The sequence below is a fragment of the Salinivibrio sp. IB872 genome, assembly GCF_001995345.1.
Taxonomy (GTDB): domain Bacteria; phylum Pseudomonadota; class Gammaproteobacteria; order Enterobacterales; family Vibrionaceae; genus Salinivibrio; species Salinivibrio proteolyticus.
The window spans coordinates 1-11593 of the sequence record NZ_MUFO01000038.1 but is presented as its reverse complement, the minus strand read 5'-3'; the positions used below and the strand labels follow the sequence as shown (position 1 = coordinate 11593).

General features: G+C 48.9%; 11 protein-coding genes and 1 tRNA gene. 5 read left to right on the top strand and 7 right to left on the bottom strand.

Going from position 1 to position 11593, the window contains the following annotated elements:
* Positions 1 to 60 precede the first annotated feature (60 nt).
* Positions 61 to 795 (top strand): 1-acylglycerol-3-phosphate O-acyltransferase, encoded by a 735-nt coding sequence (locus BZJ18_RS13620; RefSeq protein WP_077457546.1) that lies wholly within the window; start codon positions 61 to 63, stop codon positions 793 to 795.
* 14 nt (positions 796 to 809) lie between these two features.
* On the top strand, positions 810 to 1370 hold the full coding sequence (idi, locus tag BZJ18_RS13615; RefSeq protein WP_077457544.1) for an isopentenyl-diphosphate Delta-isomerase: 561 nt from the start codon (positions 810 to 812) through the stop codon (positions 1368 to 1370).
* Positions 1371 to 1431: 61 nt separating this feature from the next.
* On the opposite strand, the gene BZJ18_RS13610 is transcribed toward idi, so the two are convergent.
* The 7 genes from BZJ18_RS13610 to BZJ18_RS13580 form a co-directional block, all read right to left on the bottom strand.
* Positions 1432 to 1824 (bottom strand): RidA family protein, encoded by a 393-nt coding sequence (locus BZJ18_RS13610; RefSeq protein ID WP_069589244.1) that lies wholly within the window; start codon positions 1822 to 1824, stop codon positions 1432 to 1434.
* 67 nt (positions 1825 to 1891) lie between these two features.
* Positions 1892 to 2380 carry an arginine repressor gene (locus BZJ18_RS13605; RefSeq protein ID WP_069589242.1) on the bottom strand — a complete coding sequence of 163 codons (489 nt, stop codon included), beginning with the start codon at positions 2378 to 2380 and terminating at the stop codon, positions 1892 to 1894.
* Between the two features lie 168 nt (positions 2381 to 2548).
* Positions 2549 to 3553, bottom strand: coding sequence for an ornithine carbamoyltransferase (gene argF, locus BZJ18_RS13600; protein WP_069589241.1), 1005 nt, complete (start codon positions 3551 to 3553; stop codon positions 2549 to 2551).
* A 26-nt stretch (positions 3554 to 3579) separates the two neighbouring features.
* Complete coding sequence (arcC, locus tag BZJ18_RS13595) at positions 3580 to 4542, bottom strand: carbamate kinase (RefSeq protein ID WP_077457542.1); 963 nt, start codon at positions 4540 to 4542, stop codon at positions 3580 to 3582.
* A 58-nt stretch (positions 4543 to 4600) separates the two neighbouring features.
* Positions 4601 to 5821, bottom strand: coding sequence for an arginine deiminase (gene arcA, locus BZJ18_RS13590; RefSeq protein ID WP_069589238.1), 1221 nt, complete (start codon positions 5819 to 5821; stop codon positions 4601 to 4603).
* A 638-nt stretch (positions 5822 to 6459) separates the two neighbouring features.
* A complete protein-coding gene (locus BZJ18_RS13585) occupies positions 6460 to 7902 on the bottom strand; it encodes a YfcC family protein (RefSeq protein WP_077457540.1) in 1443 nt (480 codons plus the stop codon).
* A 519-nt stretch (positions 7903 to 8421) separates the two neighbouring features.
* Positions 8422 to 8922 (bottom strand): RDD family protein, encoded by a 501-nt coding sequence (locus BZJ18_RS13580; RefSeq protein ID WP_077457538.1) that lies wholly within the window; start codon positions 8920 to 8922, stop codon positions 8422 to 8424.
* Positions 8923 to 9138: 216 nt separating this feature from the next.
* Between BZJ18_RS13580 and BZJ18_RS13570 the strand changes: the two genes are divergently transcribed.
* From BZJ18_RS13570 to BZJ18_RS13560, 3 genes are all read left to right on the top strand, one after another.
* Positions 9139 to 9225, top strand: a tRNA-Leu gene (locus BZJ18_RS13570).
* A 62-nt stretch (positions 9226 to 9287) separates the two neighbouring features.
* On the top strand, positions 9288 to 10835 hold the full coding sequence (locus BZJ18_RS13565; RefSeq protein ID WP_198532247.1) for an aminotransferase-like domain-containing protein: 1548 nt from the start codon (positions 9288 to 9290) through the stop codon (positions 10833 to 10835).
* Positions 10836 to 10910: 75 nt separating this feature from the next.
* A complete protein-coding gene (locus BZJ18_RS13560) occupies positions 10911 to 11123 on the top strand; it encodes a hypothetical protein (RefSeq protein ID WP_069589232.1) in 213 nt (70 codons plus the stop codon).
* Positions 11124 to 11593: the final 470 nt, after the last annotated feature.

Here is an 11593-nt window from a genome sequence, read left to right as displayed (position 1 = left end):
TTTTTGTTCCGAATCCGTATACTGACTCGCCTTTGACAGTCTGCTCTTTTGGAGAGAGAAATGATTATTGTGTTACGGCTGATTGCCGTACTGATTGTCGCAATCTTGCTATTTGTGTTTGGTGGGCTGTATTGCCTACTCAGTCCACGTAACCCACGCAACTGCTACCAGATTAGTAAATGGTTTGGTCGTCTATCTGGCGTATTTGGCACCAAGGTAGAGCTGCGCTTTGCCGAGGGCGCACCACGTGAACCGGGCGCGAGTGTGTGTATTGCTAACCACCAAAGTAACTGGGACATGGTCACGCTCTCGAATGCATTGATGCCGGGCGCGGTCACTGTGGGCAAAAAAAGCCTGTTGTGGATCCCGATTTTTGGTCAACTGTATTGGCTTACCGGAAACGTATTGATTGATCGCGCTAACCGCAGTAAAGCGATGGGAACCATTGCTCAAGTGATTGAAAAGATCCGTGAGAAGCAATTATGCGTATGGTTATTCCCAGAGGGAACACGTTCGCGTGGCCGCGGCTTATTGCCGTTTAAAACGGGCGCATTCCATGCCGCCATTGGCGCACAAGTGCCGCTGGTGCCGGTGGTATGTAGCTCGACCCATCATTGCAAAGCGAACCGTTGGAACAATGGTCATGTGATTGTGGAAGTGATGGCACCGATATCGGTCGAGGGCTACAGTAAAGAGAATGTGCGCGAACTTGCTGCACACTGTCATCAACTGATGAAAGCGAAACTTGAGCAGTTGGATGCGGAAGTGGCTGAGCGTAATAAGCAGTCTGCATAATTGAGGAGTGTCTCATGACCCCAACCCAGCGTCACCATGTGGTCTTGGTGTCACCTGAGGGTGAACCCAAGGGGACCGCTGAAAAGTTGGAGGCCCACCAGCAAGGATGGCTGCACTCGGCCTTTTCGCTCATGTTATACCGTCTTAACCAAGACGGTGAGCGTGAGTTCTTGCTTCAGCGTCGTGCTGACAGCAAATATCACAGCGGTGGGTTATGGACCAATACCTGCTGCTCGCACCCCAAAAAAGATGAACCTGTGGCTGCCGCGGCCAAGCGGCGTTTATATGAAGAGCTTGGTATTGCGCGTCCGCTTGATTTCGCCATGGGACCTGTCTTTATCTACCGTGCTGAACTGGATAACGGTCTGGTTGAGCACGAGTGGGATCAGGTGATTGCGTGCGAAGTGAATCATGTGGAGATGATCTTAAACCCCGATGAGGTATCGGATTGTCGCTGGTGGTCGGAGCAAGATATACAAGCGGCACTGGCGGACTCGCCGGAGCAATTTACGGCTTGGTTCTCACAGGTATTTGCTCACATTTGTGCGATGACGCCGGCGCATGCTATGGCTTAGGTGTGAGGAAGCATAAAAAAAGCGGCGTCAAACGCCGCTTTCTTGTATGCAAGGGCATAGGTTACGCGTGACGCACCGCAATCCCTTCAATCTCAATATCTACATCTTTAGGAAGGCGAGCGACTTCCACACAAGAACGGGCGGGATAGTTTTCTACGCCGTGCTCATCAAAGAAAGCGCCGTAGACTTTATTGATTTCCGCAAAGTCCTCAAGATTTTTAACGAAAACAGTCAGTTTAACAATGTCATTCACTTTGAGGCCCGCCGCTTCAACAACGGCTTTAACGTTATCGAGTGATTGGCGTGTTTGTGCAGTGATCTCTGGTGAAATTTGACCAGTCACTGGATTGACAGGGATCTGACCGGAAGTCAGTACCATGTTGCCGAGATCGACACCCTGTGAATATGGGCCAATAGCTTCAGGTGCCTGCTCAGTTTGCAGTACTTGGGTCATGCTGTGTTCCTTTGTTAAAAAAAGCGACGTTAATAGTCTGCAACGGTTGCGCGGCGAGGTAAAGTACTTACTCGCTGGCCAGACGTTCTCGTACTGCTTTTTCGCATAAGTTCAACTCGCTCACACGGCGAGGTGCAACGAAAATCGTGTCGTTACCGCCTACCGTGCCTAAAATCGCAGGGTGACGATTCAGATCGATTAAGCGCGCGATCAACTGCGCACCACCAGGGTGGGTTTTGATTACCACCATGGCATGACTGCACGTAATTTCATCAATTTGAGATCCCACCGATGACACCGCGTAAACGGGCTCAATATCGCCACTGATCGAATACACCTTCTGTCCATGTGCATTGGGGATCTTTGCCACTCCAAGTTTGGAGAGCAAACGAGAGACGGTAGATTGGCTGACGTCGAGATACCCCAGTTGGACCAACTGCTGACGCACTTCGTCTTGGGTGGTAAAGCTTTGGGTTTGTAATAAATGCCGGCAGGCTGAGAGGATGTTCTCCTCCGGATTGGAGGCTGTCACCGACGGAATTGCATAATCACTCACCGGTCACTCCTTTATAATCGATGGCTATTAACCTCGAAAATAGTGAATTTCACTGCTTTCTGGTGATTTTAAACGCATAGTATCAGTGTTGGCGGGGGCAAACCTTGATGATGGTCACTGCTTGACGCAAAGAATAGACGCCGGATGCATAGGCACCCGGCGCGTGGATCAGTCGCCGAGCGTGGCAACCATGACCGCTTTGATGGTGTGCAGGCGATTTTCTGCTTCATCAAAGACAATCGAATAGTCGGACTCGAAGACATCTTCTGTCACTTCAAGGCCTTTTAAGCCATATTTGGCTTCGATTTCCGCACCCACGGTGGTTTCGTTATTGTGGAAAGCAGGTAAGCAATGCATGAATTTTACGTGTGGATTGCCGGTTGCTTTGACCACGTCCATATTGACTTGGTAAGGCTTCATTAATGCGACACGCTCATCCCATGCTTCTTTGGATTCACCCATAGATACCCACACGTCGGTGTACAAGAAATCACAGTCTTTGACACCTTCCTGCACGTCCTCGGTGAGGGTAATACGTGCGCCCGTTTGTTCAGCGATCGCGCGGCATTGTGCAACCAGTTCTTCTTCGGGCCAGAATGCTTTTGGCGCCACTAGACGAATATCCATCCCCATTTTAGCCGCACCGACCATCAGAGAGTTGCCCATGTTGTTTCGGGCATCTCCGAGGTACGCAAAGCGCATTTCGTGAAGCTGTTTTCCACGACCATGTTCAATCATGGTCATCAAATCCGCCAAGATTTGAGTGGGGTGAAACTCGGTGGTTAACCCGTTCCAGACCGGCACACCAGCATATTCGCCCAGCTCTTCAACAATCGCTTGGCCAAAGCCACGGTATTCAATGCCGTCATACATGCGACCAAGCACACGGGCTGTATCTTTCATGGACTCTTTGTGGCCAATTTGAGAGCCTGTTGGGCCGATATAGCTGACTTGTCCGCCTTGGTCGAACACGGCGGTTTCAAACGCACAGCGGGTACGAGTCGACGACTTCTCAAAGATCAGCGCGATATTTTTACCTTTTAAACGTGGGGTTTCATAGCCATTGTATTTGGCTTTTTTGAGTTCAATGGCCATGTCGATAAAGTGTTGGATCTCACGAGGTGTGAAGTCCAGCAGCTTTAGGAAATTACGGTTACGTAGATTAAATGCCATAGTGGGTAATCCTCTCGTTATTGGTCTCAGGCTTGCGCTGGTGCAGGTTGGCCGTGAGAAATATTGTTATTATTGACTGCTTGGGCACGAATACGTGTTCCGGCTTGGCCGGCAAGAATAGCAAGGCCATCCTCTAAGGCTCCGATGCCAACCAGTTTTCCGCCTTGACGGATAAATTCGCAGGACGCATCAATTTTGGGTCCCATGGAGCCAGCGTCGAAGGTGTATTGGCTCAGATCATCAGGGGTGGTATCCGCCAATGCGCGTTGGGTGGGTTGGCCATAGTCCAAATACACCGCGTCGGCATCGGTCAAAATCAGCAAGGCATCGGCATTGATTTGACGAGCAAGGAAAGCCGCTGACATGTCTTTATCAATCACAGCCTCGATCCCTTTAAGCTGATTCCCCTCTTGAATCACAGGAATGCCGCCACCACCGGTACAAATCACAAGGTGTCCTTGCGCAATCAGGCGAGCGATAGCGTCATCTTCCACAATGCCGGTTGGTTGTGGGCTGGGTACAACACGACGATAATATTGGCCATCTGGTTTGATGTCCCAGCCGTATTTTTCAGCTAGCGCCGAGGCCTCTTGTTGGTCGTAAACGGGACCAATGGGCTTGGTGGGATTGGCAAACGCGGGATCATTCGGATCGACGGTCATTTGCGTGAGCATGCAAGAAACGTGTTGCTCGGGGGCTAGGTTATGCAGCTCTTGCATTAACATATAGCCAATCATGCCTTGGGTTTCTGAACCGAGAACGTCGAGTGGATATGGCGTGACAGATTTATACTCCAACCCCTGCAAGGCGAGTAGGCCAACCTGTGGACCATTACCGTGCACGAGTACCACATTGTATTGTTCGCCAATTGCCGCAATGGTTTTTGCCGCTTTGGCAATATTGGCGCGTTGAATGTCAGCTTCTAAAGGCTCACCCCGGCGAAGGAGTGCATTGCCTCCGAGTGCCACCACCACAGTTTGTTTTTTCATACTTAATACTCTCTACAGTCGGTGGGGGCTGAGCTACTTGCTCAGCCCAACAAGGCGATTAGATGCCGTCACGATGGATTGGGCAGCTCATGCAGCGTGCTCCGCCACGACCGCGACCTAACTCGTCACCGGGAATAGACAACACAGTGATACCCGCTTTGTCATACTTTTCATTGGTATAGGTGTTGCGTTCATAACCCACGACTACGCCAGGACGGACAGTCAGTACGTTGTTAGCATCATTCCACTGTTCGCGTTCGGCTTCGAAGCTGTCACCCCCTGTGGTGATCAGGTTTAGCGGGCCAACATCCAGTCCTTTTTCAATCGCGGTCAGGAAGTAATCTTCTTCGCGAACGTTGAGTTTGCCGGTGCGATCACCGGTGAGACTCCAGCATTTGATATCTTTACGGATCACTTCTGGATACACCGAGAAGGTATCTTCGCGCATATGGGTCATCACGGTATCAAGGTGCATGCAAGAGCGGTGTTTCGGTAGCTCCATCGCAATCACTTGTTTGGCTTGGCCGTGTCTAAATAAGCTAGAAGCCAAGTTTTCGACCCCTTGTGGGGTAGTGCGCTCGGACATACCGATAAGTACCACGCCCTTGCCGAGGACGGTAACATCGCCACCTTCAATGGTGGCGTTGTCATAGTCGATATTTTCGCCGCCGAAGTAGGTAATAAAATCACCGTTCGCAAAGCGAGGGTGCCATTTATAAATGGCGCGAAGATGATTGGTTTCACGTTTACGCGCGGGTTTGGCCATGGGGTTAATTGATACACCACCGTAAACCCAGCAGGAGGTATCGCGGGTGAATAGGTGGTTGGGGAGTGGATCAATAATAAAGTCGGACGGTGCGTGCATGGCTTGCAACATAGAGGTTGTTGCGATTGGCAGCTCAGAATAGGCCAATCCGCCTAAGAACATCGACGCGAGTTCATGGTGAGGCAGGTCATTCAAATAGCAACGGATGTCATTAGCAAACGAAGGGCCGAAGGTATAATCCGAGATTTTTAGGTTCATCAGCCAGTCTTTGGCTTCAGGTACATCTAGAGTCTCAGCCAGTAGATTTTGGAGCAGGAGGACTTCAACGCCTTGATCACGTAGGGTTTGAGCAAATTTGTCATGCTCTTCACCTGCACGTTCAACGGACAGAACATCATCAAATAGTAAGTCATGACAGTTTGATGGTGTTAAGTGGGTGAGCGCACGCTCAGGACGATGCAGCATCACGGTACGTAATTGACCAATTTCAGAGCCGACATAGAAGTTGTTCATCTTTCTTTCTCCGTATATCTCTGCTTGGCTTTTTATCGGAAGGGATGAATAAAAAGTGCAGATGTATTATTGGGTACAGATTCATTCTAACGCGGTGTCTGGGGTATTCTTGAAGTTAGATCACAGTGAATTAAAACATTGTATTTTGCCTTTTTTACCCTGTGTTAATGGTATTTATGGCATGAGGTTTTTTTGTTTTTTAATAATTAAGCAGGAATTGTGAGTGTCTAACGAAATATTTTTTAATTTCCCTTTATTAATGCGGATCTGTTTTCTTTTTTATGCTAATCAGTATTACTTTGAATGGTGAGGGTATGCGTAATAAGTGAATGGCTATCTTTCTATTTTTTATTTGTTAACAAATAAAGCCGTTTTTTTCCTCAAAACTGTGATTGATGTCGATATAAATACGTTTTTTGTTAAAAGTGTAAAATAACTGTATTTTGTGTCCAGATGGCGGATGTCCGTTTTATACCGGTAACGGAACGGTGTAAAAAAGAGAAATACGGTGCCATTTTGTTATGAGAAGAGAAGAGGAATATATCAGCGTGGTGAAGCATGGCTGAGCGAGGGAGTGGCAGACATAAAAAAGCGCGCTGACGAATACGTGAGCGCGCTAGTCGGTGTATCAGTAGAGGTTATAGCATGACACCTACACTGAGCATGATCATAATCATGATGGTAAGAATACCGAGTAAAGGCGCCACCCATTTGATCCATTTAACATAGGGAACGCGAGCGATCGCAAGGCCGCCCATCACCACGCCGGAGGTTGGGGTGACGAGGTTGACGACACCGGATGCAGATTGATAAGCGGTTACGACTAACTCGCGCCCAACGTTTGCAAAGTCAGCCAGTGGCGCCATGATAGGCATGGTGAGGACTGCCAAACCAGATGACGATGGCACCAAGAAAGACAGCAAGACTTCCAGCCAATACATAACGTTGATAAAAACAAAAGACGATAGCCCAGTCACCATACCTTCAGCACTGTTTAAGATGGTATCTGTGATCATGCCTTTATCCATTATCACCACGATACCGCGGGCAATACCGATGATAAGGGCCACCCCCAGAAGGTCTCGTGCGCCATCAATAAAGCTGGTGGTGATCTCTTCTTCACTCATACGTGCAATCAGACCAATAATAATCGCAGCACCGAGGAAAACGGCAGAGATCTCGGCCATCCACCATCCTAGCGAGGATACGCCATAGATCATCACGGCAAACGCGGCAGCAAAAATGCCTAAGATCACTTTACGCGTGGTAGTGAAAGCAAGCGTTTGTGTTTCGTCATGATCGCCAAGGAAGTGTTTTTTATTGCTCTCAAACTGATCATAAACAATGGATTGGCTCTGGTCGGCGCGCACTTTGCGGGCATAACGCATCACATAGGCAACACAGATAAGCCAGCCAATGGCCAGGATAGCGAGGCGTAACAGAATACCATCGGTAAAAGGGATACCGGCGGCATTCGCGGCAATGACAGTTGCAAACGGGTTGATGGTTGATCCTAAAGTACCAATACCGGCACCAAGGAGTACGGTAGCCGCTGCTACCACAGGGTCAAAGCGCGCCGCCATCATCACAGGAACGAGTAGGGTATAAAAAGGCAAGGACTCTTCGGCCATCCCGTAAATCGTACCGCCTGCGGCAAAGAGGCCCATTAGGATAGGGATCATCCACTCTTCGCGTCCTTCTAAGCGTTTGGTCACCCGCTCAATCCCTGCATCAATGGCACCGGTTTTGGTCACCAGACCTAAAAAACCACCGATAATGAGGATGAAGAGTGAGACATCAATGGCGGCCGCTTCATAGGTTTCGTGGTTATAAAAACCGTCAATGGGGGCTAGCAGCACGTCGACCACGCCTTGAGGGTTACTTTCAACTTGGTGGTAGGTGCCTGATACAGGCACATCTCGGCCGAGTTCGGCGTTATATTCTCGTTCGTACTGACCGGCAGGTACTATCCAACTAAGCGCGGCGACCAAGGCAATCAGAATGAACAATATGGTATAGGCGGATGGGAATTTCAGATTGGCGAACCAACCTTTTTTTTCAGGGACACTTTGGGTACTCATACTATCTCCTCATACCTCTTCTGAGTGCAATAAAATAGGGCACTACACGTGTTGAGGTAACTCTTTTAAGTTTCACGTTATTTTCGTTGTTCTTATCTGCCGTCGTCAGTGGCTTTTTCTTTATTGTAAAAGTGCATCCGTGAATAGTTCTTAGTGATATCTCACAAAAGAAAGGGACTGTATGCTGTCGCTTAATTGATGAGCAGGTTAAAAGTGAATGGCTGTTTAGTTTGCGTGCTTAGATATATCACTCAGAATGTTCTTAGTATGATGGTGAAGTGGGTTTTTATTGTTTTAAATTTGGTTTAACCGCTAACCACTAAGCTATCATGACTTTTCTATGTGAATAGACTGCGTAATTAGTCACATTTACTCTATAGGTGTGGTGAATAAAAAGCAGATTAAGTAAAAATGTCGCAGGATTAAAAACTCGCTGTTTTTTTGTTTTATATCAAATTTAGAGGTTGCGATAGAATTGTTGAAGAAAAGAGGAAGGCACTGCAGCCTTCCCAATGATAGCTATTGTTTCTTTCTTTTCGGGGTTTTGGCGGGCTTCGGTAATACGATCATGTCGCACTCTGCGAAATGATCTTGAAACGCGCGGTTGTTCTTATCGAAAATCACGATAAGGTTACCGAGCCCAAAGCAGGCCGTCGCAAGACGAATCAGTGCTTGTGTGGGGCGAATATTACTACCGTCAGCATTTTGAATGCGCAGGCGCCAGGCCCGCATCCCCAGCGTCTGACCGGCTTTACACCAGAAGTAGCCGTAGAACCCGCAAATCACACAGGCGAGATAGGCGGTGTAAAGAGGCTGCGCGATTGGGTGRTGGGTGAGGAAATCACTGGCATCTTGATAAGGTGTCATCGACATCCCGAGCGCTTGTGCGATAGCCAATGCTGCCATCACCGCGCCGCCCGCAAGCATAAGTAATGCGGCAACAATCAAAAGATCAWAAACCCAAACAGCAAGACGGCGAAAAAAACCGGCGGTTGGGCATGCAATAGAAGAAGTCTGCATGGTTTAGCTACATCCAAGTATCAAAGTCGCCGCTAGCCTAGCACATTCACTGTTTAGGTGAGTAAGCTGATAGGGCGGTTTTGCGATGTCGTTTGCTCATGATTACGCCGCCTTTGATGTATTTAACCGCGAATTGGTTAAAAATAGCGCGAACAAACATTTTTTGTTTTTTAATGCTTGCACTCGAAAAGGCGGTACGTATAATTGCCAGCACTTGCCGAGATGGCGGAATTGGTAGACGCAGCGGATTCAAAATCCGCCGCCTTAACGGGTGTGAGGGTTCAAGTCCCTCTCTCGGCACCAAATCCCAAAAAAGCCCCTGTCGAAAGACAGGGGCTTTTTTCGTTTATGTCGCCTGAATCGTGATGACTTCACAATCCTCGGGTATCGCGCAAGGCAAAGCGAACACGGCAAGGTATTATCGAGCCGTGGTTGTCACAGGGAGTGGTATGGTGCAAGTTCGCTATCAAGACATCGCCGTTTGGGTAAAAACGCAAATCGATCAAAGGGTGTGGCAAGCCGGTGAGCGGATCCCTTCCGTTCGTGAGATGAGCCGCCTCCAACATGTTAGCCCAATGACTGTCATGCGCGCTTATGAGCAGTTAGAAGCGGATGGCTGGGTTGAGGCTCGCCCCAGAGCTGGATACTTTGTGCGTCCGCATTACAATCAATTGTCCTCCGACTCTTTGGCGCGCCCTCAAGCAGACTCTCATTGGCTGCAGGCGCATCAAGATGTCTTTGATGTGATCAGTGCGAGCAAGTCAGGCTCGTGCTTTCCGTTCGGCTCGGCGTTCCCTGATCCCACGCTATTTCCCATGCAAGCGTTAGGGCGGGCGATGGCACGAGTCCTTCGTAAATCATCGCATCCAGATTATCTCACCATGCTTCCTCCCGGCGATGAAGGCTTGCGTCGCATGATTGCGCAGCGCTATCTGCGGCAAGGAATAAAAGTGGCGATGGATGAGATCATCATCACCAATGGTGCCATCGAAGCGTTAAGCCTATCACTGGCGGCCCTGACTCAGCCCGGGGATAAAGTGATCATCGAAGCGCCAGCCTTTTATGGGGTACTGCAAACCCTTGAGCGGTTGCAACTGGAACCCGTGCCCGTGCCGGTCGATCCTGAAACGGGAGTGAATATAAACGCGCTTGAATCTGCGTTGAGTACTCACCACGTAGCTGCTTGCTGGCTGATGAGTAACTTTCATAATCCAACGGGGGCATCGATTCCTGAAAAAGATAGACCAGCACTGGTATCACTGCTCGCGCGTCACCAAGTCCCTTTAATAGAAGACGATGTCTATGGTGAGCTCTTTTTCTCTGAATCACGCCCCATGCCACTGAAGTGTTATGACAGCCAAGGGCTAGTTTTGCATTGTGGGTCGTTTTCGAAACAGTTAGCGCCTGGTTTCAGGGTCGGTTGGGTGGCGGCAGGATGTTATGCCACACAAATTGAAAAGCGACAGTATGTGTCTAGTTTATCTGTGGGTGCTCCTAACCAGCTCGCTATCGCGCATTATTTGCAGCAGGGTGGATATGACGCACACCTGCGCCGTTTGCGCACTGCCTTGTTACAGCGCAAACACGCGGTACGTGACAGTCTGCGTCATATTTTGCCGACGAGTGCTTCGATCACCGACCCTCAAGGTGGCTACTTCTTATGGGTCGCACTGAATAATGGCATGGACACTCGCCAGCTATTTCGAGAACTCTTGCCATATGGCATTACACTCGCACCGGGCGCTTTGTTTGCCACTGACGATCGGTTTAACGACTGCTTCCGCTTAAACTTCTCTATCAGTGCGCCTGAGACTGTTGATGCTGATACGCCAGCGAGCGTTGACAGCGGCCTTACACAGATTGCGACTGTGCTCTCATCTTTATCAATAGCCGATACTGTTACAGCTAAATAGCGGTGGCTTTGTACTAATCCCGTCACTGGCCCTAGGCATACACTAACTGGGCACACACTTTAGGGGGAGAAAAGGATGAAATCAGAGCTAAGCATGATGGTCGTTGCGATTATCTGCGCAGCCCTACTGATTCTGGGCCATGTCATCATTATTGAAACATTGGCTTACTACACGTGGGCTGAATGGACCGCTGGCGCCATCCCTTTTGTACTTTTCTTTATGGCGTGGGCGTCTATTCGACATTGCCGCGCGAAAGAGCGGGCAGAAGAGCGCCAGAATCAGCATTAATTGAACGGTAATCTTTGGCGTCTTGACGGTTTTTGTTTGTTTTGTAGACAAACAAACCGCAAGGCGCATTTTTTTTATATTTAGGGGTTGCGGGAAAAACTGAAATCTCTATACTGCGCTTCCTGTCGACGGGGCAATGAGACGCAAGTCACGAAATGCCGACCACTAAATCGACATGCTCTTTAACAATTTGACCTATGCAATCTGTGTGGGCACTCGTTGAGAATAGACAAAAGATTTATTCGATGAACTGAGTGACCAAACGATAACTTTTAGTTATTCGGCACAGTCAATTCGTTTTTCTCTTCGGAGATAAACAGTAATCAGTATTCATTGAGCTGAAACTTCGGTTTCGAAAAAACTTTAATTGAAGAGTTTGATCATGGCTCAGATTGAACGCTGGCGGCAGGCCTAACACATGCAAGTGCTCAGATTGAACGCTGGCGGCAGGCCTAACACATGCAAGTCGA